The 23,837-nt window shown below is 71.6% G+C and carries 22 protein-coding genes and 1 riboswitch; of the genes, 18 read left to right on the top strand and 4 right to left on the bottom strand.

The annotated features are described in order from the left end of the window. The first annotated feature begins 171 nt into the window (after nucleotides 1-171). Together GPA04_RS11325 and GPA04_RS11330 are read left to right on the top strand one after the other, a co-directional pair. A complete protein-coding gene (locus GPA04_RS11325) occupies nucleotides 172-783 on the top strand; it encodes a hypothetical protein (protein WP_156224210.1) in 612 nt (203 codons plus the stop codon). 37 nt (nucleotides 784-820) lie between these two features. Then, complete coding sequence (locus GPA04_RS11330; protein WP_156224211.1) at nucleotides 821-2,284, top strand: aldehyde dehydrogenase (NADP(+)); 1,464 nt, start codon at nucleotides 821-823, stop codon at nucleotides 2,282-2,284. A 102-nt stretch (nucleotides 2,285-2,386) separates the two neighbouring features. On the opposite strand, the gene purU is transcribed toward GPA04_RS11330, so the two are convergent. Next, a complete protein-coding gene (purU, locus tag GPA04_RS11335) occupies nucleotides 2,387-3,247 on the bottom strand; it encodes a formyltetrahydrofolate deformylase (protein ID WP_241680744.1) in 861 nt (286 codons plus the stop codon). Between the two features lie 76 nt (nucleotides 3,248-3,323). On the opposite strand from purU, the gene GPA04_RS11340 reads away from it, so the two are divergent. From GPA04_RS11340 to GPA04_RS11350, 3 genes are all read left to right on the top strand, one after another. Continuing rightward, a complete protein-coding gene (locus tag GPA04_RS11340; protein WP_156224213.1) occupies nucleotides 3,324-3,863 on the top strand; it encodes a GNAT family N-acetyltransferase in 540 nt (179 codons plus the stop codon). 92 nt (nucleotides 3,864-3,955) lie between these two features. Next, a riboswitch (ZMP/ZTP riboswitch) is annotated at nucleotides 3,956-4,043 on the top strand. 38 nt (nucleotides 4,044-4,081) lie between these two features. Beyond that, nucleotides 4,082-5,365 carry a serine hydroxymethyltransferase gene (glyA, locus tag GPA04_RS11345; RefSeq protein ID WP_156224214.1) on the top strand — a complete coding sequence of 428 codons (1,284 nt, stop codon included), beginning with the start codon at nucleotides 4,082-4,084 and terminating at the stop codon, nucleotides 5,363-5,365. Continuing rightward, nucleotides 5,362-6,222, top strand: coding sequence for a bifunctional 5,10-methylenetetrahydrofolate dehydrogenase/5,10-methenyltetrahydrofolate cyclohydrolase (locus GPA04_RS11350; RefSeq protein ID WP_156224215.1), 861 nt, complete (start codon nucleotides 5,362-5,364; stop codon nucleotides 6,220-6,222). The genes glyA and GPA04_RS11350 overlap by 4 nt, the downstream gene beginning before the upstream one ends. A gap of 232 nt (nucleotides 6,223-6,454) precedes the next feature. On the opposite strand, the gene GPA04_RS11355 is transcribed toward GPA04_RS11350, so the two are convergent. Beyond that, nucleotides 6,455-7,222, bottom strand: a complete 768-nt coding sequence (locus GPA04_RS11355; protein ID WP_241680745.1) for a DinB family protein — start codon at nucleotides 7,220-7,222, stop codon at nucleotides 6,455-6,457. A gap of 31 nt (nucleotides 7,223-7,253) precedes the next feature. Then, a complete protein-coding gene (locus GPA04_RS11360; RefSeq protein WP_241680746.1) occupies nucleotides 7,254-7,694 on the bottom strand; it encodes a MarR family winged helix-turn-helix transcriptional regulator in 441 nt (146 codons plus the stop codon). A 56-nt stretch (nucleotides 7,695-7,750) separates the two neighbouring features. On the opposite strand from GPA04_RS11360, the gene GPA04_RS11365 reads away from it, so the two are divergent. From GPA04_RS11365 to GPA04_RS11375, 3 genes are all read left to right on the top strand, one after another. Further along, nucleotides 7,751-9,997 (top strand): MMPL family transporter, encoded by a 2,247-nt coding sequence (locus GPA04_RS11365; RefSeq protein WP_241680747.1) that lies wholly within the window; start codon nucleotides 7,751-7,753, stop codon nucleotides 9,995-9,997. Nucleotides 9,998-10,191: 194 nt separating this feature from the next. Next, entirely contained in the window at nucleotides 10,192-10,743 is a 552-nt protein-coding gene (locus GPA04_RS11370) for a TetR/AcrR family transcriptional regulator (protein WP_156224217.1), read from the top strand. Beyond that, a complete protein-coding gene (locus GPA04_RS11375; protein ID WP_277754301.1) occupies nucleotides 10,733-11,551 on the top strand; it encodes an exodeoxyribonuclease III in 819 nt (272 codons plus the stop codon). The genes GPA04_RS11370 and GPA04_RS11375 overlap by 11 nt, the downstream gene beginning before the upstream one ends. A gap of 12 nt (nucleotides 11,552-11,563) precedes the next feature. Here GPA04_RS11375 and galK read toward each other — a convergent pair whose 3' ends face one another. Further along, nucleotides 11,564-12,796 carry a galactokinase gene (galK, locus tag GPA04_RS11380; RefSeq protein WP_241680748.1) on the bottom strand — a complete coding sequence of 411 codons (1,233 nt, stop codon included), beginning with the start codon at nucleotides 12,794-12,796 and terminating at the stop codon, nucleotides 11,564-11,566. A gap of 168 nt (nucleotides 12,797-12,964) precedes the next feature. On the opposite strand from galK, the gene GPA04_RS11385 reads away from it, so the two are divergent. From GPA04_RS11385 to GPA04_RS11430, 10 genes are all read left to right on the top strand, one after another. Continuing rightward, nucleotides 12,965-13,525, top strand: a complete 561-nt coding sequence (locus GPA04_RS11385; protein ID WP_156224219.1) for a 2'-5' RNA ligase family protein — start codon at nucleotides 12,965-12,967, stop codon at nucleotides 13,523-13,525. After that, nucleotides 13,522-14,679, top strand: a complete 1,158-nt coding sequence (locus GPA04_RS11390) for a YihY/virulence factor BrkB family protein (protein ID WP_156224220.1) — start codon at nucleotides 13,522-13,524, stop codon at nucleotides 14,677-14,679. The genes GPA04_RS11385 and GPA04_RS11390 overlap by 4 nt, the downstream gene beginning before the upstream one ends. A 434-nt stretch (nucleotides 14,680-15,113) precedes the next feature. After that, nucleotides 15,114-15,335 (top strand): hypothetical protein, encoded by a 222-nt coding sequence (locus tag GPA04_RS11395; RefSeq protein WP_156224221.1) that lies wholly within the window; start codon nucleotides 15,114-15,116, stop codon nucleotides 15,333-15,335. Continuing rightward, the gene (locus GPA04_RS11400) at nucleotides 15,332-16,369 is read left to right on the top strand and encodes a LacI family DNA-binding transcriptional regulator (RefSeq protein ID WP_156224222.1); all 1,038 of its coding nucleotides are present in this window, start codon (nucleotides 15,332-15,334) and stop codon (nucleotides 16,367-16,369) included. The genes GPA04_RS11395 and GPA04_RS11400 overlap by 4 nt, the downstream gene beginning before the upstream one ends. Beyond that, entirely contained in the window at nucleotides 16,366-17,652 is a 1,287-nt protein-coding gene (locus GPA04_RS11405; RefSeq protein WP_156224223.1) for an extracellular solute-binding protein, read from the top strand. The genes GPA04_RS11400 and GPA04_RS11405 overlap by 4 nt, the downstream gene beginning before the upstream one ends. 2 nt (nucleotides 17,653-17,654) lie before the next feature. Continuing rightward, nucleotides 17,655-18,584 carry a carbohydrate ABC transporter permease gene (locus GPA04_RS11410; RefSeq protein WP_156224224.1) on the top strand — a complete coding sequence of 310 codons (930 nt, stop codon included), beginning with the start codon at nucleotides 17,655-17,657 and terminating at the stop codon, nucleotides 18,582-18,584. Then, the gene (locus GPA04_RS11415) at nucleotides 18,584-19,417 is read left to right on the top strand and encodes a carbohydrate ABC transporter permease (protein WP_156224225.1); all 834 of its coding nucleotides are present in this window, start codon (nucleotides 18,584-18,586) and stop codon (nucleotides 19,415-19,417) included. Before GPA04_RS11410 ends, GPA04_RS11415 begins: the two co-directional genes overlap by 1 nt. A gap of 3 nt (nucleotides 19,418-19,420) precedes the next feature. After that, on the top strand, nucleotides 19,421-20,413 hold the full coding sequence (locus tag GPA04_RS11420) for a glycoside hydrolase family 130 protein (RefSeq protein ID WP_241680749.1): 993 nt from the start codon (nucleotides 19,421-19,423) through the stop codon (nucleotides 20,411-20,413). Nucleotides 20,414-20,444: 31 nt separating this feature from the next. Next, entirely contained in the window at nucleotides 20,445-22,463 is a 2,019-nt protein-coding gene (locus GPA04_RS11425) for a hypothetical protein (RefSeq protein WP_156224226.1), read from the top strand. A 198-nt stretch (nucleotides 22,464-22,661) separates the two neighbouring features. Next, complete coding sequence (locus GPA04_RS11430) at nucleotides 22,662-23,807, top strand: putative endonuclease domain-containing protein (protein ID WP_156224227.1); 1,146 nt, start codon at nucleotides 22,662-22,664, stop codon at nucleotides 23,805-23,807. Nucleotides 23,808-23,837: the final 30 nt, after the last annotated feature.

The following is a 23,837-nucleotide window of genomic DNA, read 5'->3' on the forward strand; positions in this document are numbered from 1 at the left end:
GCTGTGCGGTGCGTGCGGTGTCAGCGCATGCCGTGACGGCGCCGGAGTGGTTCCGGCGTCGTCGTGACGATCGCGCGCATGACCCCACGGTACGCCGCAGGCACGGGCGAGGGAAGTTCTTCCCTGCACCGGAAGCATGTCGAGGTCGTCTCCGGGTCTAGCCTGTCGGCCATGGCCCAGCGATTCAACGCACCCCCGGGATGGAACGTCCCGCCGAACTTCGTCCCCACCTCCGACTGGCAGCCCGACCCCTCGTGGCCGCCGGCGCCGAACGGCTGGACCTTCTGGGTCGACGACGCCGCGCAGCCCGCGAGCGGCTACGGCACCCCGGCGTCCGGCGACCAGGCCGGCGGCTACGGCACGAACCCGATAGCCGACTACGGGACACCGCCCCAGCCCGCCTACGGCGCCGCGGACCAGAACCCCTACGGCACGGCGGCCCCCGGTGCCTTCGGCTCCACCGCTCCCGGAAGCGCGCAGGCCGCGTTGGCGCAGAACCAGGCTTCCGGCGGCAGGCGCTCGATCTGGATCGGCCTGGGGCTCTTCGTCGCGGCGATCGTGATCACGGTGGTCAGCTACTCGATGGCCGAGCCGGGCGACCGGTACTTCGTGCCGTGGTACTTCGCCCTGATCGGTATCGTGATCGCGATCCGCGGCCTCATCGACATGAACAAGGCCAAGAAGGCCGAGGCGGCGCAGCTCGGCTACGGCTCGGGCGGCGTCCCGCCGGGCTTCACACCTCCCGGGACCACGCCTCCCGGGCAGAACCCGCCCGGATACTGACCGCCGCCTGCCCTGGCCGATCGACCACGGAGACGTCTTGACGCACATCACCACCCCTGCCGAGACCACCACCGCCGAGCTGGACGCGATCGTCGCCGCTGCCGCCCGGGCGGCCGGCCCGATGGCGGCCGCCGGTCCCGGCGAGCGAGCCGGGTGGCTGCGGGCCGCCGCGCAGGCCCTGGAGGCGCAGCGTGAGGCCCTGGTGCCGCTGGCGCAGGAGGAGTCGCACCTGCCCGAGGGCCGGCTGGCGGGCGAGCTGAGCCGGACCACCGGCCAGCTCGAGCTGCTCGCGGCTGAGGTGGAGTCGGGCGCGGTGTGGGATGCCACGATCGACCACGCCGACCCGGACTGGCGTCCCGTGGCGCGTCCGGACATCCGGCGCGTGACCGTCCCGCTCGGGCCGGTCGCGGTGTACTCCGCCAGCAACTTCCCGTTCGCGTTCAGCGTCGCAGGCGGCGACACCGCGTCCGCGCTCGCGGCGGGCTGCCCGGTCGTCGTCAAGGCGCATCCCGGCCACCCGCGGCTGTCGGTGGCGGTCGCCGAGATCGTCGCCGGTGCCCTCGCCGAGGCAGGTGCCCCTGGTGGGCTCGGCCTCGTGCACGGTTTCGACGCCGGTGTCGCGCTGATCCAGCACCCGGCGATCCGTGCGGGCGCCTTCACGGGCTCGATCGGTGCCGGCCGCGCGCTGTTCGACCTCGCGGTCGCCCGCCCGGTGCCGATCCCCTTCTACGGCGAGCTGGGCAGCGTCAACCCCGTGGTGGTGACGCCGGCGGCCGCAGCGGCGCGCGGTGCCGAGATCGGCACCGGCTACGCCGGTTCGCTCTCGCTCGGCGTGGGTCAGTTCTGCACCAGCCCCGGGATCCTGCTCGCCCCCGCGGGGTCTGCGGTGCTCGAGGCAGCCGGGCAGGCGCTGTCGGAGGTCTCCGCGGCACCCATGCTCAACGACCGCATCGCCGAGGGCTATGCCCACGGCCTCCAGGAGCTCCGCGGCGTCGAGGGGGTGCGGGTCGTCGTCGACGGCTCCACCGGTGCCACGCCCACGCCGACGCTGCTCGCCGTCGGCATCGATCGGTTCGCCGAGGTCGACCGGCTGCGCGAGGAGTGCTTCGGACCGGTCTCCCTCGTCGTCGAGTACGAGGACCCGGCGGACCTCGTCCCCGTGGTCGAGGGGTTCGACGGGCAGCTGACCGCGACCGTCCACGGCGAGCCGGACGAGGCGCTCGCCGGCGAGCTGGTCGACGTGCTCTCGACGTTGTCCGGGCGCCTCGTCTGGAACGACTGGCCCACCGGCGTCGCGGTCACCTACGCGATGCAGCATGGCGGCCCCTACCCGGCGACGACGATCGCCGGCACGTCCGTGGGCACCGCGGCGGTGCAGCGCTTCGGCCGTGCCGTCGCCTACCAGGACGTGCCGCAGGCACTGCTGCCGCCGGCGCTGCGCGACGACAACCCCTGGCGCCTCGCGCGCCGCGTCGACGGCGTGTGGGAGCCCCGCCCCTGACCGGTTCACCACGATTCCGGACGGGGCGGGACGGTGTTGACACCGTGCCCTGTCCGGGATCGTGTTGAAACCGCGGGGTGTTCGGAATCGTGTTGAAAGCGGTCAGCGGAAGACGACGGTGCGGTGCCCGTCGAGCAGGACGCGATGCTCGGCGTGCCACCGCACCGCGCGGGCCAGGACGCGCCGCTCGACGTCCTGCCCGAGCCCGACGAGGTCGTCGACGGCGTCGGCGTGGCTGACGCGCTCGACGTCCTGCTCGATGATCGGGCCCTCGTCGAGCGAGGCGGTCGCGTAGTGCGCGGTCGCCCCGATCAGCTTCACGCCCCGGTCGTGGGCCTGCGCGTACGGGCGCGCGCCCTTGAACGAGGGCAGGAACGAGTGGTGGATGTTGATCACGCGGCCGGCGAGCTCGGTGCAGACGCGGTCCGAGAGGATCTGCATGTACCGGGCGAGCACCACGAGCTCGACGTCGAGCTCCTCCACGAGGCCCAGCAGCCGGTCCTCGGCCGCGTCCTTGGTGGCCTTGGTGACCGGCACGTGGTGGAACGGCACGTCGTAGAACGCGGCGATCGGGGCGAGATCGGTGTGGTTGGAGACGACGCCCGCGATCTCGATCGGCAACCGGTTCGAGCGCTGCCGGAACAGCAGGTCGGTGAGGCAGTGCGCCGTCGTCGAGACGAGCACGAGGGTGCGCACCGGGCGCCCGACCACGTCCAGCTGCCAGGTCATGGCGAACTCCGAGCCGACCGCCGTCAGCGCGGCCACGAGCTCGGTGCGCGGCGCGGCCGACTCCACCTGCACCCGCATGAAGAACAGACCGGTACCCGGGTCGCCGAACTGCTGCGACTCGGTGATGTTCCCGCCCAGCCCGGCCAGCGCACCGGTGACGGCGTGCACGATGCCGGGGCGGTCCGGACAAGACAGGGTGAGGACCCAGTGGGTGCTCGGATCGATGCTGCTCACCCGGCGAGGGTAGGCGATCGCCGCCACGGCGCGCTGATCGGCCCAGGGGCCGCGCGGAGATGAAAGGATGCTGCGCATGGCCGAGATCGAGCTGAGGATCGACGTCGTCGAGGACGGCGACGCGGGTGAGCTGCTCACCGTGCGTCGCGCTGCCTTCGTCACGGAGGCGCAGCTGTACGACGACCCGCACATCCCCGCCCTCACGCAGACCCTCGACGAGCTGCGCGCCGACCTGGCCCGACCCGACGTGGTCACGCTCGCCGCCTGGATGGGCACCCGGATGATCGGGTCCGTGCGCGTCGGCCTCGAGGAGGACCGGGCGCTGCTCGGCCGGCTGGCCGTGGTGCCGGACCTGCAGGGGCAGGGCATCGGCACCAAGCTGCTGATGTCGGTGCTGACCTACCTCCCGGAGGACACCAAGGAGGTCTGGGTCTTCACGGGCCAGGACTCCAAGCAGAACCTCTCGCTCTACGCCAAGCACGGGTTCGAGCACCAGTACGACCAGAACGCCGGCGACCTCACCTACGCCTATCTGCGCAAGATCCTCGGCGAGGCCGAGGTCGACGACGAGACCGAGGACTCGGGCGACGACGACGGCGGCGCCGAGCCGCGCTGAGCGGCCCGGCCGAGACGAGCGGGACGACGGCGTCCCAGCAGTCGTGAGCATCGCCGTCGGGCTTGGTGGGACCTGGCTCGATCAGGGTAGGCTCGGGGCGTCGCGACTGGCGAAGGTGGTGCACCACCGGGGAGCGACGGTTCCACGCTTGATCTGAGGTCGCCCGCCTGGGCCGCAGATCGCCACGGAAACCCGCCCAGTCACACGGAGGAAGTGCCATGAGCCACCCCCATCCCGACGCACCGCTCGCCGACGTCGACCCCGAGATCGCCGCTGTCCTCGAGGGTGAGCTCACCCGGCAGCGCGACACGCTCGAGATGATCGCGAGCGAGAACTTCGTTCCCCGCGCGGTCCTGCAGGCGCAGGGCAGCGTGCTCACCAACAAGTACGCCGAGGGCTATCCCGGCAAGCGCTACTACGGCGGCTGCGAGCAGGTCGACATCGCCGAGAACCTCGCGATCGAGCGGGCCAAGTCGCTGTTCGGCGCCGACTACGCCAACGTGCAGCCGCACTCGGGTGCGACCGCCAACGCGGCCGTGCTGCACGCGATCGCCAAGCCGGGGGACCGCATCCTCGGGCTGTCGTTGGCGCACGGCGGACACCTCACGCACGGCATGAAGATCAACTTCTCCGGCAAGCTCTACGAGGTCCACGCCTACGGCGTCGACGAGCAGAGCCACCGCGTGGAGTACGACGCGCTGCGCGCCGCCGCGATCGAGGCGCAGCCGCAGGTGATCATCGCGGGCTGGTCCGCCTACCCGCGGCACCTCGACTTCGAGGCGTTCCGCTCCATCGCCGACGAGGTCGGCGCGCTGCTGTGGACCGACATGGCCCACTTCGCCGGGCTGGTCGCCGCCGGTCTGCACCCCTCACCCGTGCCCCACTCCGACGTGGTGTCCACGACCGTGCACAAGACGCTCGGCGGCCCCCGCTCCGGCCTGCTGCTCGCGCGCGACGCCGAGACCTGGGGCAAGAAGCTCGACTCCGCGGTGTTCCCCGGTCAGCAGGGCGGCCCGCTCATGCACGTCATCGCCGCGAAGGCGGTCGCGCTCAAGGTCGCGGCGAGCGAGCAGTTCAAGGAGAAGCAGCAGCGCACCCTCAGCGGCGCCAAGATCATCGCCGAGCGGCTCATGGACCCGGCCGTGACCGAGGCGGGCGTCTCGGTGCTGACCGGCGGCACCGACGTGCACCTCGTGCTGGTCGATCTGCGCAACAGCCCGCTCGACGGGCAGCAGGCCGAGGACCTCCTGCACGCCGCCGGGATCACGGTCAACCGCAACGCGGTGCCGTTCGACCCGCGCCCGCCGCGGGTCACCTCCGGTCTGCGGATCGGCACCCCGGCGCTGGCCAGCCGCGGCTTCGGCGACGCCGAGTTCACCGAGGTCGCCGACATCATCGCCGGCGTGCTGCGCGAGGGGCAGGGGGCCGACATCGAGGCCGCCCGCGCCCGCGTCGCGACGCTGACCGAGGCGTTCCCGCTGTACGAGGGCCTGCAGCAGTGAGCGCCCGTCTGCTGCCGGGCAAGCCGGTCGCCGAGGCGGTCCTCGCCGGGCTCGGTCCTCGCATCGAGGCCCTGACGGCGGCCGGTCACCAGCCGGGTCTGGGCACCATCCTCGTGGGTGACGACTCGGCCAGCGCCGGCTACATCCGGATGAAGCAGGAGAAGGCCGGGGAGCTGGGGCTGGCCTCGCCTCACATCCACCTGCCGCAGGAGGCCACGCAGTCCGACGTCATCGCGGCGATCCGCGAGATGAACGAGGCCTCCGAGGTGGACGCCGTGCTCATCCAGCACCCCACGCCGCCGCAGATCGACTTCGACGCCGCGCTCCTCGAGCTCGACCCGGACAAGGACGTCGACGGCCTGCACCCGGTGAACATGGGTCGTCTCGCGCTCGGCATGCCCGGCCCGGTGCCGTGCACGCCGGCGGGGATCGAGGCGTTGCTCGCCCACCACGAGATTCCCGTCGCGGGGCGTGACGTGGTGATCCTGGGTCGCGGCACCACGCTCGGCCGCCCGCTCGCGCTGCTGCTCTCGCAGAAGCGCGCCACGGCCAACGCGGCGGTCACGGTGGTCCACACCGGTGTGCCGAACTGGGCCGACTACACGCGCCGCGCCGAGATCGTCATCGCGGCGGTCGGTGTTCCCGGGATCCTGCAGCCCGAGCACCTCACGCCTGGCGTGACGGTCGTGGGCGGTGGCGTCCGGTACGAGGGCAAGCGGCTGCTGCCCGACGTCGACGAGCGCTGCGCGGAGGTCGCCGGTGCGATCACGCCCCGCGTGGGCGGTGTCGGCCCGACCACGATCGCGATGCTGTTCAAGAACGCCGTCGACGCCGCGGAGCGGCGCCACTCCTCCTGACGGTTTCACCGCACTGTCGACCCGTTCCAGATTTCACCGCACTTTCGTCCCGATCCAGATCTCACCCACGTGGTGATGCACGTCGGATCTCCCGCGTGCGCCGACGTCTACCTGGGTCAAGGTGCGGTGAAACCGGACGTACGTCGACAGTGCGGTGAAATCGGACGTCGGTCGAAAGTGCGGTGAAATCGGACGTCGGTCGGAAGTGCGGTGAAATCGGGGTGCGGGGTGGTCAGCGGGCGGCGCTCGCGACCTGCTTGAGCTTCTCGACGTAGTCGGCCCACCACTGCGCATCACCTTCGGGGAGGTTCGAGATCCGGGTGCTCAGCCCGGCCGCGCCGTCGATCAGCTCGCGCACGATGTCGGCGTGGCCGGCATGCCTGGCGACCTCCGCCACCACGTGCACGAGCACCTGCCCGAGCGTCACATCCCCCCGGTCGCCCCACCACGGCACGTGGCCCCGGGCGTCAAGACCGAGCGCCTCGATCGTGTCGTCGGCGTGCGCCCAGACGCGCACGGCGAACTCCCGCACCGATTCGATCGACTCCTCCGGCGCGGCCCACATGTCGGCGTTGTCCTCGGCGTCCTCGGCGGACCAGGGCATGACCTCGGGGAACGGCCGGTCGAACACGAGCCCGAAGTACTCGGCCTCGACGGTGGCGACGTGCTTGATCAGGCCCAGCAGGTTGGTCCCGGTGGCGGTCATCGGCCACCGGGCGTCGCGCTCGCCGAGCCCGTCGATCTTCCACAGCAGCGCCTCGTGCTGCCGTTGGAGGTAGCTGTGCAGGTGCGCCTTGACGTCCCGCTCCGGCGTCACTCCCGCACTCTCGACGGCGATGCTCCCGATCTCCTGGTAGCTCGAGTCCATCAGGGGGAACGCGGCGGGTGCGGTGAGGTCCATCTGGCCGAGCGCGCCGGCCCAGTAGCGCAAGGCTCGTCCGGCTTCAGCGGCGGCGTCGGGACCAAGGGTGTCGAGGTCGATCTCGAGTGTGAGTCGCATCCGTCGATGCTGCCACGAGCCGCCGACACCGTCACAGGAAGCGCATCAGCAGCCGCCGCAGCGTCGCCTCCTCCTCGGCGCTGAGGCCGTGCTCGACGATCGAGTCGACCGACCCGGCCGCGGTGAGCTGGTGCATCACAGCTGCACCCTCGCCGGTGGCGGCGAGGAGCCGCACCCTGCGGTCGTCGGGCAGCCGCTGCCGGGTGACGTACCCGTTCCGCTCGAGCCCGGCCACGATCCGGCTCGTCGTCTGCTCCGTGACGCCCAGCGCAGCCGCCAGGTCGCGCTGGGAGAGCGGGCGGGCCAGCAGGATCGCCAGCGCGGGCAACGAGGCATGGTTGAGGTGCCACCGCGCCAGGTAGGCGTTCCACTCGTTCTCCATGCGGCGGGCCGCGGCTGACAGGAGCCGCCCCGTGGGCCACGCCTCCGGTCCGACACCGACCCCGTGATCGGGCTGCGTCGGTGTGCTCACCCCTGGCATTCTGCCCTGACTTGCCCGACCGGGGTGCAGGTGAGAAAATACTCAGCGTGCTGAGTGATTCTGAGGGTCAACCGCGTCATCGCGATGGAGAGGCCACGCGCAGCCGCGGTACGGCCCGCTGGCTGTTCGTGGTCGTCGCCATCCTGGGGTGGCTCGCGATCGCCGCGTTCGGGGGCATGGCGCAGGGCACGCTCTCGCAGGTCCAGGAGAACGACTCCTCCGCCTTCCTCCCGGCGAGCGCGGAGTCGACCCGCGCGGGTGATCGTGCCTCCGAGTTCACCCAGACCGACACGCTGCCCGCTCTCGTCGTGGTCACCTCCGACGACGACGCGGCGCTCACCGAGGAGCAGCTCGGCGCCGGCCAGGCTTTCGCCGAGAGCATCGGCGACCTCGAGCTGCCGGGCGGTGAGCTGGTCGCCGACGTGCTGACCGGCCCCGTCGTGGCGGTGCCGTCCGAAGACGGTGAGGCGCTGCTGATCCCGGTCTCGATCGACGGGTCCGAGGCCGACCGGCTGGTCGGTGAGGAGGAGGACCGGGTGAGCATCGCCGTCGTCGAGGCGATCCGCGCCGAGGCGCCGAACGCACTCGACGACGCCGCGATGACGGCGTGGGTCACCGGCCCCGGCGGGTTCGTGGCCGATCTCGTCTCGGCGTTCGGCGGCATCGACGGCATCCTGCTCGCCGTGGCCCTGGTGGTCGTGCTGGTCATCCTCGTGATCGTCTACCGCTCGCCCGTGCTGCCGTTCGCGGTGATCCTGACGTCGGTCTTCGCGCTGTGCCTCGCGGCGCTGGTGATCAAGCCGCTGGCCGGCAACGACGTGCTGCAGCTGAACGGGCAGAGCCAGGGCATCCTGTCGATCCTGGTGATCGGTGCAGCGACGGACTACTCGCTGCTGCTGGTCGCGCGCTATCGCGAGGAGCTGACACGCCATCGCCACCCGGGTGCGGCGATGCGCGCGGCCTGGCGCGCCTCGCTCGAGCCGATCGCGGCGAGCGCGGGCACCGTGATCGCGGGGCTGCTGTGCCTGATGCTCTCGGACCTCGGGTCCAACGCGAGCCTCGGTCCGGTGGCCGCGATCGGCATCGCGGCCTCGTTCCTGGCCGCGCTGACACTGCTGCCGGCGTTGCTGCTGCTCGGCGGCGCCCGCAGCCGGGCCGTGTTCTGGCCCCGCCGGCCGGTGTTCGGCGGTGCCGACGTGGCCGGGCCCCAGCGGGCCGGTCTGTGGCAGCGGGTGGCCGACGCCGTGACGCGGCGGGCGCGCCCGGTCTGGGTGGTGACGCTGCTGGGTCTGGTCGCGCTCGCGGCGTTCGTGCCGACGCTGCGCGCCGACGGCACGGGGGAGTCCGACGTCTTCCGCGGCGAGGTCGAGGCGGTCGCGGGCGAGGAGGTCCTCGCGGCCCACTTCGAGGTCGGGCAGGTCGAGCCGATCCAGGTGGTCGTCCCGGAGGCGTCGGGGCAGGCGGTCATCGACGCCGTGACCGGGGTCGAGGGGGTCGCGTCCGCATCCCTGTTCACCGAGGACGGCGACAGCGCCGGTCAGCCGGGTCAGGAGCCTGCCGAGCCCGCCGAGCCGCTCGTCGTCGACGGCCTGGTGCTCGTGCAGGTGGTGACCGAGGCGAGCGCCGAGAGCCAGGAGGCGACCGGGGTGGCCGCCGACGTCCGCGTGGCGGCGCACGAGGCCGACCCGGAGAGCCTGGTCGGCGGGGCGGCTGCGGAGCGCCTCGACACCCAGGAGACCGCGGCGAGCGACCTCCGCACCATCGTGCCGATCGTGCTCGTGGTCATCTTCATCATGCTGGTGCTGCTGCTGCGCGCGATCGTCGCGCCGCTGCTGCTGCTGGTGGCGAACGTGGTGTCGTTCGCCGCGACGATGGGGCTCGCGGCGATCGTGTTCAACCACGTGCTGGACCTGCCCGGGGCCGATGCGACCGTGCCGCTGTACGGGTTCGTGTTCCTGGTGGCGCTCGGCATCGACTACTCGATCTTCCTCATGACGCGTGTGCGCGAGGAGTCGCTGCAACACGGCACGCGCGAGGGGGTGCGGCGTGGGCTGGCCGTGACCGGTGGCGTCATCACCTCGGCCGGGCTGGTGCTCGCTGCGACGTTCTCCGCGCTCGCGGTGATCCCGCTGCTGTTCCTGCTGCAGATCGCCTTCATCGTGGCGGTGGGCGTGCTGATCGACACCTTCGTGGTGCGGTCGCTGCTGGTGCCCGGTCTCGTGCACGACATCGGACGTACCGTGTGGTGGCCGTGGGCGCGTCGGGTGCCGCAGGACAACCGGCAGGCGAGCTGAGGGGGCGGCGCTCGCGCCCGTAGCGGACGCGAGCGCCAGTCACCCCTGCCGCTGCGAGCAACCCCGCACCGCTCGCAACGCCCGACCGACCTTACTACTCACGTAGTCATTTGGGAAGGTCTGGCGACCGTCTTCTCGCGTGTCGGGCGTGCTGGGCGTGCCTGCACCGGCTGACGCGCGTACGCTGTGCAACCATGCTCGATCGCCGTACGCGGATGCTCGATGCCGCGCTCGCCATCATCGGAGAAGGCGGTACGAGGGCCCTCACCCATCGCGGCGTCGACCGCCGTCTGAAGCTGCCCGACGGCAGCACCTCCAACTACTTCCGCACCCGGGAGTCGCTGCTCGACGGCGCCGTCGAGCGCCTCGTCGAGGTCGACCAGGCGACCCTGACGGACATCCACAGCGGCTTCGAGAACCTCGACGACGCCGCCCTCTCGCGCGGCATCGCCGAGTTCGCGGTGCGGCTGTGCCGCCCCGGCCGGATGACGCGCACGCGCGCACGGTTCGCGCTCACGCTGGTCTACCCCGAGCGCCTCGGTGGGGCGCTGTCGGAGTGGATGGCCCTCGGCGTCGAGAACCTGACGGCGCACGGGCACCCGCACGCGGAGGCCGCCACCCGAGCCCTGCTCGCCTACACCGACGGTGTGATGCTGCAGGCGATCGTCGACTCCGCCGGCAAGGGTGTCGAGCTCGATCGCGACCAGCTCGCCAGCACGGTCCTCACGCTGATCCGTGGGGTCTGAGCCGCGCGAGCCGCACGGCCGGGCGCTGGTGGTCGCGAGCGTCAACGTCAACGGGATCCGGGCGGCGTTCCGTCGCGGCATGGGCGCGTGGCTGACGTCCGCGCACCCTGACGTGCTGCTACTCCAGGAGGTGCGCGCACCGGCCGCGGTCCTCGCCGAGCACCTGAGCGCGGACTGGCACGTGGTGCACCACGAGGCACCGGCGGCGGGTCGCGCCGGGGTGGCGATCGCGTCCCGGCTGCCGTTCCAGGCGGTCCGCCTCGGTCTGCCCGACGAACCCCGGGAGAGCGTGGGCCGCTGGGTCGAGTGCGACCTCGTGGCACCCGATGGTGACCCTCTCACCGTCATCTCCACCTACGTCCACACCGCGACCGCGAACACCCCGTCGATGGACGTCAAGCTGGCGTTCCTCGACCGAGCGACGGCGAGGCTGACCGAGCTCCGCGAGGCCCGCGCCGTGCTGGGCGGGGATCTCAACGTCGCCCACGACCAGCGCGACATCAAGAACTGGAAGGGCAACCGGGGCAAGTCCGGGTTCCTGCCGCAGGAGCAGGCGCACCTGACCGGCTGGCGTGAGCAGGGCTGGGTCGACGCCGCGCGCACGCACGCGGGCGACGTCGAGGGGCCCTACACCTGGTGGTCGTGGCGCGGCCGCGCCTACGACAACGACGCGGGCTGGCGCATCGACTACCTCTGGTGCTCGGCCGCCCTCGCGGGCTCGGTCACCGAGGTCGCCGTCGACCGCGCACCGACCTATGACGGCCGCTGGAGCGACCACGCGCCGGTGCGGGCCGTGCTGGCCCTCTAGGTCGCCGGCTCGCTAGTCCGCCCGGCCTGCCGGTCCGGCGGCCGTGGCGACCAGGAACGCCGGCCGGCCCAGCCCGGCCTCCCGGAAGGCCCGCTCGACGGCGGAGCTCACCTGGTCGGCCTCACCCACCTCGATGAGGGCGATCGCCGAGCCGCCGAAGCCGCCGCCGGTCATGCGCGCGCCGAGGGCGCCCGCGGACCGAGCGGCGTCCACCGCGACGTCGAGCTCGGTGCCGGTGACCTCGTAGTCGTCGCGGAGGGAGTCGTGCGAGGCGTTCATCAGCGGCCCGACCTCGCGGACCTTGCCCGCGGACAGCAGGTCCACGAACCCGCGGACCCGGTCGATCTCGGTGACGACGTGTCGCACGCGTGCGCGGGCGACGTCGTCGTCCAGGCGCGCCAGCGCCTCGTCGAGCAGGGACGGGTCGATCTCCCGCAAGGTGGCCACCCCGAGGGTGGCGGCTGCGGCCTCGCAGGTGGCGCGGCGCTGGGCGTACTGGCCGTCGACGAGCGCGTGCGGCGCGCGCGTGTCGATGACCAGGAGCTCCAGGCCGGCGGCTGCGAGGTCGAAGGGGAGGTGGTCGATGCTGCCGTCGCGGCAGTCCAGCAGCAGGGCGTGCCCCTCGCGGCACCGGAGCGAGGCGGCCTGGTCCATGCCGCCGGTGCTCGCGCCGGCGATCTCGTTCTCGGCGCGGACGCACGCGGCCGCGAGTGCGGCGCGGCCCTCGTCGGAGCCGGGGGAGGGGGCAACCCAGTCGGGGTGCTCGGCCAGCGCCACGGCGACCGAGCCCTCCAGAGCGGCCGAGGAGCTGAGGCCGGCACCGTACGGGACGCACGACTCGATCGCGACGTCGAACCCGGTGACCGGCTGCCCCGCCTGGCCGAGCGCCCACGCGACGCCGAGGACGTAGCTGGACCATCCGGTCACCGAGCCGGGGGCCACGTCGGCCAGGAGCCCCTCCCACGGGGTGCTCTCACGGCCGGAGATCAGCCGGACGCGGCCGTCGTCACGGCGCCGGAACGCGGCGAAGGTGCGGTGCGGGAGCGCGATCGGCAGCGCGAGGCCGCCGTTGTAGTCGGTGTGCTCACCGATGACGTTGACGCGTCCCGGGGCGAACCAGACGCCGTCGGGCTGCTGACCGTAGGCCTCGGCGAACGCGGTGCTCGCCCGGGCGACGCCGTCGGCGTTCGACCAGGCATCGAGTCGCTCGGGTGCGGCGCTGAGGTGCTGATCGGTCTTCGGCACGGGTCTCCTCCAAGGACGGCGGTGGTCGGCTTCCATTGTGGGTGCTCTCCGCGCCAGCCGCCGCCAGGTGTCCGCGCCACGGACGTGAACGGCACCGGCCGCGTGCAGGACCGGGCAGACTAGGGGGATGTCGGTCGTCGCAGCCCCCGCGCCGGGTTCCTCGATCAGATGAGGGTGCCTCCCAGAGTCGGCTCACAGATCAGCATCGGGGTCGCGATCCCGATCCCCGCCCCCTACTCGGAGTCGCTCACGCGTGCGCGTATCGATGCCGGTGACCCGGAGGCGCTGGCGATCGCGCCGCACATCACGCTGATGCCGCCCTCGGTGATCGAGCCGGAGCAGATGGGCGAGGTGCGTGCTCACCTGCGGCAGGTCGCCACCCAGCACGCGCCGTTCGTGGTCGGCCTGGCGGGGACCGACACCTTCCGCCCGATCTCGCCGGTGGTGTTCGTTGCCGTGACCGAGGGTGCGGAGGGTTGTGCCGAGCTGCACGGCTCGGTGGTCGGTGGTCCGCTGGCGCAGGAGATGCGGTTCCCCTATCACCCGCACGTGACGATCGCGCACGACCTCGACGACGTCCACCTCGACGACGCCGGCCGCTCCCGCGCCGACTTCGAGGCGCGGTTCCCCGTCGCACAGTTCGCGCTCTACGAATACGGTGATGACGGCGTCTGGCGGGAGGTGGAGATCTTCTCGCTCGTCGCCCACGACGTGGGGGGACAGCGATGAGCAGCTCGAGCACAGCGGGCACCGAGAGCGCTGAGAGCACCGAGGCGCCGTCCGAGGCGGCGGAGCCGACCGAGTCGCCGAAGACCGGTCTGGCACGGCTGCTGGAGCGGTGGAAGCAGACCCGGGTGGCGCGCGGGCTCGGCCGCTACGGAGCCGCCAACGGGGCGTTGCTCACCGGTGGCATCGCCTACTCGGCGCTGTTCTCGATCTTCGCGGGTCTCGCCGTCGGGTTCTCGATCTTCATGGCACTGGTCGGCGACAACGCCGGGCTGCAGGACGCGGTGCTCCAGGCGCTCGACTCCGCCCTGCCCGGGGTGGTGAGCTCGGAGAGCAACCCGGACGGGCTGACCGCTGACGACCTGCAGTTCAGCGGCGGTGCCTCGCTCTTGACCGGCGTCATCGGCTTCCTGCTGCTGATCAACGCCGCCACCGCGGTGATGGCTGCGCTGCGGTCCGGGATCCGCGCGGTGTTCGGCATCGTCACGCCTGCCGAGAACGCGGTGGCCGCGAAGCTGCGCGACCTTGTCGGGTTCCTCGCGCTCGCGCTCGCCGTGGTGCTGACGGCGGTGCTCGGGATCGTGGTGGGGACCGCGGGCAACGCGGTCGCCGGCGCCGTCGGGCTCGAGGACAACCCGGTCGTGCAGGTGCTGCTGCGGATCCTGGGGTTCGCGGTCGCGCTGGCCGTGGATTTCGCGGTCGTGGCGTTCCTGATCCGCGGGCTGGCCGGGGCCAGGCCGCCCCGCCGTGACCTGGTGCTCGGCGCGCTGGTGGTCGCGGTGGCTGCCGGCGGAATCCGGCTGCTGGGGACCTCGATCGTGGGCGGGGCCGCTGCGGCCAACCCGCTGCTCGCGCCGTACGCCGTGATCATCACGCTGCTGCTGTGGGTCAACCTCATCGTGCGTATCCTGCTGATGGTCTGCGCGTGGACGGCCAACCCGCCCGCGATCCCCGAGGTCGATCCCGACGACATCACCCACGCCGACGAGACCCCGAACTTCGTCACCGAGACCGAGCCCGAGACGCTCGACTGGGACCACGACCCGCAGACCGGCCGCATCCGCCCCGAGCCCCCCGAGCCTGTCGAGCCCCCGGAGTACTGGGGCGGCCTCATCGGCTGGGCCAAGCGGAAGTACCGCGGCTTCCGCGACGCCTGAGCCTCCGCCGCCCGCACCCACTCGCCGCCACCCCCGCCTGCGGCCCACCTGCCCTGCCTGCCGCCACCCACCACCTGCAGCCCCCGACCTGCCGGCACCCACCTGCCTGCCGCCACCCACCACCTGCGGCCCCCGGCCTGCCGCCACCCCCTGCCCGCCGCCACCCACCTCCATCACTCCTGCGGAAAGCGCTTTGGGGTCACCAGGGTTCATGTGGTGGCCCGATGTGACCCCAGTGCGCAACCGGGGGTGCTGCGGCGGATCCATCGCCCGCGCACCAGCTGGGACCACCGCCGTCGCCGAGGCTCGACGAAGCCCTGCTCTGGGGTCGTCAGGGTCCAGCACGTAGACCGGTACCGCCCCAAAGCGCTTTCCCAGGGGTTCGGGCGGGCGGGCGTGTGGGTGCGGGAGCGGCTGTGGGTGCGGGAGCGACTGTGGTGCAGGAGCGGCTGTGGGTGCGGCGGCTGTGGGTGGACGGGGCGGCAGGGCCGGGCGGTGCGTGGGTCGGAGCGGCGTTGACAGGCGACCGCCGCCCGGAGCAGGGCACGGGAGCCGTGACGGACCGCTCGCGCACCAGCACCGGAATCATCAAACCGGTTGACGCCATCGTCAAACCGGTTTACCTTCGTGAGGACCACCACGAAGGAGTGATGTGAGCAGACCGACGATCGGAGACGTCGCCGCCGCCGCGGGGGTCACCAAGGCCACGGTCTCGCACGCCTACAGCGGCAAGCGGCCCATCTCGGCAGCCACGAAGGAGCGCGTCTTCGCCGCCGCCGAGCAGCTGCAGTGGGTTCCGAGCTCGAGCGCTCGCGCGTTGGCCACCGCTCGTGCGCATGCCATCGGGATCGTCCTCGCGCGCGATCCCGCCATCCTGGCCTCCGACACGTTCTTCCCCGCCTTCATCGCCGGCGTGGAGTCGGTGCTCGCACGCCACGAGGTGGCGCTCGTGATGCAGGTGGTGACCAACCGCACCGCAGAGGAGCGCGCCTATCGTGCGATGGCTCACGGACGTGCCGACGGCGTGATCGTCCTGGACCTGCACCGTGAGGACTGGCGCATCTCGTTCCTGCAGGAGATGGGCATCCCCACCGTCCTGCTCGGGGCGTACGACGGCGAGACGACGTTCTCCCGGGTCCGCACCGATGACGCCGGTCCCGTTCACGAGCTGATCGCCCACCTGCGCACGTCCGGTCACGAGCGCATCGCGCACGTGGCCGGTCCGCTCGGCTACGTGCACTCGTTCGTCCGGGCGCGTGCCTACCTCGACGAGACGGGCACTCCGGAGCTGCTCCGGGAGGGCGACTTCACCGCACGCAGCGGCCGCGACCTCACCGCCGAGCTGCTCAGCCTCCCGGACCGACCCACGGCGATCACCTACGCGAACGACACCATGGCGATAGCGGGCTATTCCTACGCCCGCGCGCACGGCCTCACGGTGCCCGACGATCTGGCGATCGCCGGGTTCGACGACGACCATCTCGCTGGTCATCTCAGCCCCGCGCTGACGAGCGTCAGCACGGATCCGCAGCGCCGCGGCGAGGTCGCCGCCGAGCGTCTGCTCGCCGACGTCGCAGGTGAGACGCACCGTGAGGTGACGATCGACTGCACCCGGCTCCTGCTGCGCGAGAGCACCGCTGCTCCCGCGCCCACCACCGTCCGACCACTGCTCACGAAGGAGCTCCCATGAAGACCATCCGACCCCTCGCCATTCTCGGTGCCGCAGCCCTGCTCGTCGCAGGCTGCTCCGGTGGCGGCGGTGGTGGCGGCAACGGCGACGGCGGCGGCGCCGCAGACGCCACGGGCGCCATCGACATCTGGCTCTCGAACAACGAGCAGGAGCTCGCGTGGGGGACGGCCGTCGTCGACGCCTGGAACGCCGAGAACCCCGACGAGCAGGTGACCGCGCAGGAGATCCCGGCCGGGGCGTCGTCGGAGGAGGCGATCACGGCGGCGATCACGGCGGGGACCGCACCGTGCCTGGTGTTCAACATCGCCACAGCAGCGGTGTCGGGCTGGGTGCGGCAGGGCGGGCTCGTCGACCTCGCCCAGTTCGAGGACGGTGCCAGCTACATCACCGACCGCGGAGGTGAGGGCGCCGAGGCGTACATGACCGACGACGGCTTCTACCAGCTGCCGTGGAAGTCGAACCCGGTGATGGTCATGTACAACCGGACGATCTTCGCCGACGCCGGCCTCGACCCGGACAACCCCGGGATGGAGAGCTTCGACGACTTCCTCGCGGGCGCCCGGCAGATCGTCGAGTCGGGTGCCTCGCAGAGCGCGATCTGGCCGTCGCCGACCAGCGAGTTCTACCAGCCGTGGTTCGACTTCTACCCGCTCTACCTGGCCGAGACCGGTGGCACCATGCTGGTCGAGGACGGCGCCGCGACGTTCGACAGCGACGAGGGTCGCGCCGTCGCCGAGTTCTGGGCGTCGGTCTACGCCGAGGGGCTCGCGCCGCAGGAGGCCTCGACCGACGACGCCATGGCGGTCGGCACGACGGCGATGCAGCTCGCCGGCCCGTGGGCGATCGCCTCCTACGGTGACGCCGTCGACGTCGGGTTCATGCCCGTGCCGACCAGCACCGGTTCCGGTGACGTCTACACCTTCGCCGACTCCAAGAACGTCTCGATGTTCACCTCGTGCGAGGCGCAGGGCACCGCGTGGGAGTTCCTGAAGTTCGCGACCAGCGAGGACAGCGACGGGCAGCTGCTGGAGCTGACCGGTCAGATGCCGTTGCGCACCGATCTCGCCGCGACGTTCCCCGACTACTTCGAGGCCAACCCGAGCTACGAGACGTTCGCCGACCAGGCCGAGCGGGTCGCGGACGTCCCGAGCGTCCCCAACTCGGTCGAGGTGTGGCAGGCGTTCCGTGACGACTACTCCGCCGCCGTGATCTTCGGCACCAGCTCTGTCGAGGAGTTCCTCAGCGGCGCCGCCGAGACGATCGACGGCCTCGTGGCCGAGTAACGATGGCTTCCGTCCCCGCGACCGAGCTGCGGGATCCGGGCCGGTTGCGTGCCTCCCGCCGACGCTGGCTGGGCACGCAGCCGATCGGGTCGCTGTTCAGCCTGCCGTACCTGGTGTTCGTGCTGGTGATCTTCGCCTACCCGCTCGGGTTCGCGGTCTACATCGCCTTCCACGACTACTTCTTCACCGCCCCCGGTGTCGAGGTGGCCAAGCCGTTCGTCGGGTTGGACAACTTCGTCACGGTGCTGACCGACGAGCGGGTGCTGGAGTCGTTCCGCAACACCGGCGTGTTCCTGCTGATCAACGTGCCGCTGACCGTGGTGCTGTCGATGGTGCTGGCGACCGCCTTGGACTCGGGGGTGAGGTGGGCCTCCGCGTACCGGATCGCCTTCTACGTGCCGTACCTGACCGCCAGCGTCTCTCTCGTCGGGGTGTGGATGCTGCTGTTCTCCTCGGGTGGGCTGATCAACAGCGTGCTCGGCCCGCTCGCGCCCTCGCCGTCGTGGCTGATCAGCTCCAGCCTCGCCATGCCCACGATCGCGCTCTACGTCACCTGGAAGCAGCTGGGCTTCTACATCCTGCTGTACCTGGCGGCGCTGCAGAACGTGCCTCGGGAGCTGCACGAGTCGGCGATGACCGACGGCGCCAACGGCTGGCAGCGGTTCCGTGCTGTCACGGTCCCCGGGGTGCGGTCGGCGACGACGCTCGTGCTGATCCTGGCGATCATCACCGGCGCGAACCTGTTCACCGAGCCGTATCTGCTGACCAACGGCGGCGGCCCCGACGGTGCTTCCAGCACCCCGGTGCTGCTGATCTACCAGCAGGGGATCCAGCAGCAGAACCCGGACACCGCTGCGGCGATCGGGATGCTGCTCGTGATCGTCGTCGGGCTGCTGTCCCTGACCGCCAACCGACTGACGAAGGAGAGCTGATGCGCCGCACGCGGTTCACCTGGTTGCGCTACGTCGTGCTGACGGCGGCGGCGCTGGTCTTCGCGTTCCCGTTCTACTTCATGCTCGTGGGCGCGTTCCAGGAGAACCCCACCAACACACCGGACAGCCTGGTCCCCACGAGCGGCTGGACCACCGGAAACTTCACCAACATCGACTCGCGGATCGATCTCGTCGGCTCGCTGCTCAACTCGTTGGTCTTCACCGCGGGGGTGCTGCTCGGCACCGTGGTGTTCGGGCTGCTCGCCGGCTACGCGATCGCACGGCTGGACTTCCGCGGCCGCGGCGCCACCTGGGTACTGATGCTGCTCGTGCAGATGGTGCCGTTCCAGCTGCTGATGATCCCGCTGTACGTCCAGATCACCCGCGGCTACGGTCTCGGCGACACCTACCTCGGCATGATCCTGCCGTTCGCGATCAACACCACGGCGGTGTTCATCTTCTCGCAGTTCTTCCGCGCGCTACCGAAGGAGATGTTCGAGGCGGCGAGGATCGACGGAGCGGGCGAGCTGCGCCTGCTCGTCTCGATCGCGGTGCCGCTGGTGCGACCGGCGCTGGTGACCGTCGTGCTCGTGACCTTCATCGGACCCTGGAACGAGTTCCTGTGGCCGTTCCTCATCACCAAGGACGCGACCATGCAGCCGCTGGCGGTGTCGTTGGCGAACTACATCTCCAACGTCGCGCAGTCCACGGCGAACCCGAACGGGGCGATCCTGGCCGGCGCGACCACGCTCGCGTTCCCCGTCGTCATCCTCTTCTGCCTGTTCCAGCGGTACTTCACCGCCTCCGACCTCGGCGCCGCCGTGAAGGGTTGATCCATGCACACCAGGAGCACCGCCATGTTCGACGACGCCCGGTTCCCGCTGGGCCCGTTCGTGCCGTTCGAGGGCAACCCCATCCTGCGGCCGCAGGGAGGGACCTGGGAGTCGGGGAACCTGTACAACCCCGCGGCTCTCGTCGTCGACGACGAGGTGGTGCTGCTCTACCGGGCCCATGCGGAGGACATCGTCTCCCACGTCGGTCTCGCGCGCAGCAGCGACGGCCTCCACTTCGAGCGCGAGGCGGAGCCGATCCTGTCGCCGAGCGAGGACTACGAGCGTTACGGCTGCGAGGATCCGCGCGTCGCGCTGATCGACGGCACCTACTACCTCACCTACACCGGGTGGGACCGGCGCAGCGCGCAGCTGTGTCTCGCGACCTCGACCGACCTGCGGACCTGGACCAAGCACGGACCGCTGTTCGAGGACTTCGACACGTTCGCGACCATGGATCCCCGGGGCTTCAACTGGTCGAAGGCCGGCGTCATCGTCCCCGTGCAGATGCAGGGCCGGTGGTGGATGTACTTCGGTGAGGGCGGCATCTACTGGGCCACCAGCGACGACCTCGTGCACTGGGCGCCGGGCACGCCGGACACCGAGCCGATGTACGCACCCACGCCCGGGTCCTTCGACGCCGACCTCGTCGAGATCGGCACCTCGCCGGTGCTCACCGACACCGGACTGCTCGTGATGCTGACCAACGGCGCGACGCGTGTGGTCAACGACGACGGCTCGGTCGACGTCGACTACCGGTGCGGCCAGATCGCCATCGACCCCGACGACCCCACGACCGTGATCGCCCGTATGCAGGTGCCCTGGTTGCGCCCGCAGACCTTCGAGGACAAGCACGGCCTGGTCTCGAACGTCACCTTCGTCGAGGGACTCGTGAAGTTCCACGGCAAATGGTTCGCCTACTACGGCCAGTCCGACACCACCCTCGCCGTGGCGATCCACGACCCGGCCGAACCCTGGGGCGCATCGCTGCGCCGCTGACCTCCACCTCACCACCGGACGAGAGACGACGATGACTACTCGACGCACCTTCCTGACCCTGTCCGCGGCAGTGCCGGCCACAGCCCTGGTGGCACCGGGCATCGCCACCGCGGCACCGCCGTCGAGCCTGCCTGCCGGGGGAGGGCGACACAAGCGCCTGACCAACCTCGACCACCTCCGTTTCCTGCTCGAGGAGGTCCCGCTCGTCGAAGACGGCTCGCACACGACCTACCGCATCGAGCAGGAGCCGTCGGCGCTGGCACCGTGGACCTACGCCGACGCCGATGGAGACGGCTTTCGGCGGATCGGAGGCGGCACGCTCGACCCGGAGACCGGCTACTACACGCAGGGCGCGTACAACGCCGACGACATCTCGCGCGCCGCGGTCGTGTTCCTGCGGGACTGGCGCGCTCGCGGCGACCGGCGCAGCAAGGAGCACGCCTACCAGCTCCTGCGCACGCTGACCTATCTCCAGAACGACAGCGGGCCGAACGCGGGCCGGGTGGTGCTGTGGCAGCAGGACGACGGGACGCTCAACCCCAGCGCCGAGCCGGTCGAGCTGCCCGACCCCTCGGACTCGGCGGAGTCGTACTGGCTCGCGCGCACGGTGTGGGCGCTCGGCGAGGGCTACGCCGCGTTCCAGCGCAGCGGCCACAGGCGCTTCGCGAACTTCCTCAAGGAGCGTCTCGACCTGGCGGTGGCGGCGCTGGAGCAGGAGTCGTTGTCCCGCTACGGCAGCTGGGTGACCAGCGACGGCGTCGAGCTGCCGAACTGGCTCATCGCCGGCGGCGCCGATGCTACGGCCGAGGCGATGCTCGGGCTGGTGGCAGCGCTCGAGGCGGGTCCCAAGGACCGGCGGCTGCGGCGTGCGCTCGATCGGTACGGCGAGGGTGTCGCAGCGATGGGGACGTCGCGCGCAGGCGGCTGGCCGTTCGGTGCCGTGCTGCCGTGGACCGGTTCGCTCGGGTTCTGGCACGCCTGGGGCGGTGCCGCGCCGGAGGCTCTGGCGCGGGCCGGGCGCGCGCGGCACCAGCGTGAGTGGGTGCGGGCCGCCGTCGCGGACGCCGGGACGTTCACCCCGCAGGTCCTGGCCAGTGGCGGACCGAGCAACGCGTGGGCGCCGGTGCCGGCGGAGGCACAGATCGCCTACGGCGCGCACGGCCGGGTGGCCGGACCGCTCGCGGCGGCCGAGGCCGGCGGCGGCCGCGGGCTGCGGTTGGTCGCCGGGCTGGCGGCGGGCTGGTTCTTCGGGGCCAACACCGCGGGCGTCCCGACGTACGACCCGGCGACCGGGGTGACCTTCGACGGCGTGGAGACCGATGGCCGGGTCAACCGCAACTCCGGTGCCGAGTCCACGATCCACGGCCTGCTGACGATGCAGATGCTCGACGCCCACCGCGACGTCGCCGCGCTCGCCACCTCGATCACGGGCTATGCGGGCTTCGACGGGCTGCAGGTGCTCGACGCCGCTGCGGGGACCCTGAGTGCCGGGTGCACGGTAGTCACGCCCGACGGCGGCGCCTGGACCGGGGAGGGCAACCTGGTGGGCGGGCACTACGTGTCGGTGCCGACGGGGGAGTGGGTCGAGCTCGAGGTGGAGGCGGACGCGGGCAGCTGGGCGCTCCCGCTCGCGTGGCGCACGGCCGAAGAAGCCGGGGACGCCGAGTGGACGGTGGTCGACGGCCCGGTGCTGGGGACCTCGGCGAACGGCGGTACCGGCTCCGCGGGCCTGACCGAGGCCGAGGGGAGCCTGATCCCGCAGCTGCTCGAGCAGCCGCTCCCCGGCGGCGTGGTGCGGATGCGGTGCACCAGCCGGGGGGAGCTGCGGCTGAACGCGCTGCTCGTCCGCCCCGCCGTGGCGACGGCCCACTACAGCACCACCGATGGCGACGCCGTGCTCTACGCCGGTGCGACGCCGTCGGGCACCGAGATCCCGGCGCTCGCGCCGGGCACGGGGCGCAGCTACGACGCCGACGGCGACCCACATCGCCGCGTCGTGGCCGGCTCCATCGTCCCCGTGCTGGCCGGAGGCTTCACGATCACGACGTGAGGCGCCAGTCACCTGCGATCGCGCTTGCTCCCGCACCAGTGTTGCGCGATCTGGTGCTGTGGTCAGTTCCGCAACGGGGTGGGTCCGAGCCCGTTGCGGAACCGCCTCTCGTGGTACTTCGGCAACGTGGCTGGACGCCGCGCATGTTGCCTGTGGACAGCCTCAGCGGGCAGCGCCCACCCTTCGTCACGATGGCTCATGCCCTTCGATCCGACGCAGCCGTTCACGCGCGCTCAGGGTGAGGCGGCCGGTCTGAACTGGCGGCACTTCAGCGGCCCGAGGTACCAACGGCCGTTGCGTGGCGTCTATCTCGAGGCCGGCGTGGTGCTGACGCCCACAGTCCGCGCGCGTGCCGCTCTCCTGGTGGTCGGTGAGAACGGCGCGATCTGCGGTGTCAGCGCGGCTGACATTCGCGGGCTGCCGGTGCCGGTCTGCGAGGACACGCACGTGCTCGTACCGCGGGGCGCGCCACGCGTCCGGATGCGGGGGATCGTGACGCACCAGGGCACGCGGAAGCTCAGCCAGCACCGCGGCATCCCGGTCACAGCGATGAAGGACACCTTCCTCGACGTCGCCAAGGTCTACCCGCTCGTCGATGGCGTCGTCCTGGGTGATGCCATGGTGCGGGAGGGCTACGTCAGTCCGCGCCAGCTGGTGGCTGCGGCCGCGGCAGCCCGAGGACGAGGTGCCGAACGCGCGCGTCGCGCCGCCGGGCTCGTACGTGCGCGGGTGACGCTCCCGCAGGAGAGCAAGTTGCGGCTGCTGCTGATCTTCAGCGGGTTCCCGGAGCCGGAGACCGGGGTCGAGGTGGAGGCGGCCGGACGCCGACGCGCGCTCGACACCGCCTACCGCGAGTGGCGCGTGGCCGTGGAGTACGACGGTCGCCATCACGTCGAACGTGATCTCCAATGGAGCGAAGACATCGAACGCAGGGAAGAGCTGGGCGGTGAACGGTGGGACGTCGTCACGGTGACCGGGATGCAGATGTGGGACCCGAGCGCGTCATCAGCCGCGTGCGCGCCGCGTTGGCCCGCGCGGGTGCGACCCTCCCGCCTGTCAGCCAGGAGTGGCGCCGCCACTTCCCGACCCGCCGCCGCCCGTCTTGACCTCGTGGGGGAACGTGACACCCCGGCGGGTTCCGCACGGGTGGGTTCGGGTCGACGTTGCGGGAGTGACACCTCGGCGGCTTCCGCAACACCCACGGTGCTGTGGCGTTGCGGGAGTGACACCTCGGCGGGTTCCGCAACAGGACGGCACTCCTCCGCGCCTTCGTCACACGCGAACGCGCGCCGCCTACGAGACCACGCACCACGCCGTCGTCCCCAGCGTCGTCACCGGAGGTGACGAGAGACCGGGGCGACGGTCAGCGCAAAC

The organism is Pseudactinotalea suaedae (genome assembly GCF_009733815.1).
GTDB classification, from domain to species: Bacteria; Actinomycetota; Actinomycetes; order Actinomycetales; family Beutenbergiaceae; genus Pseudactinotalea; species Pseudactinotalea suaedae.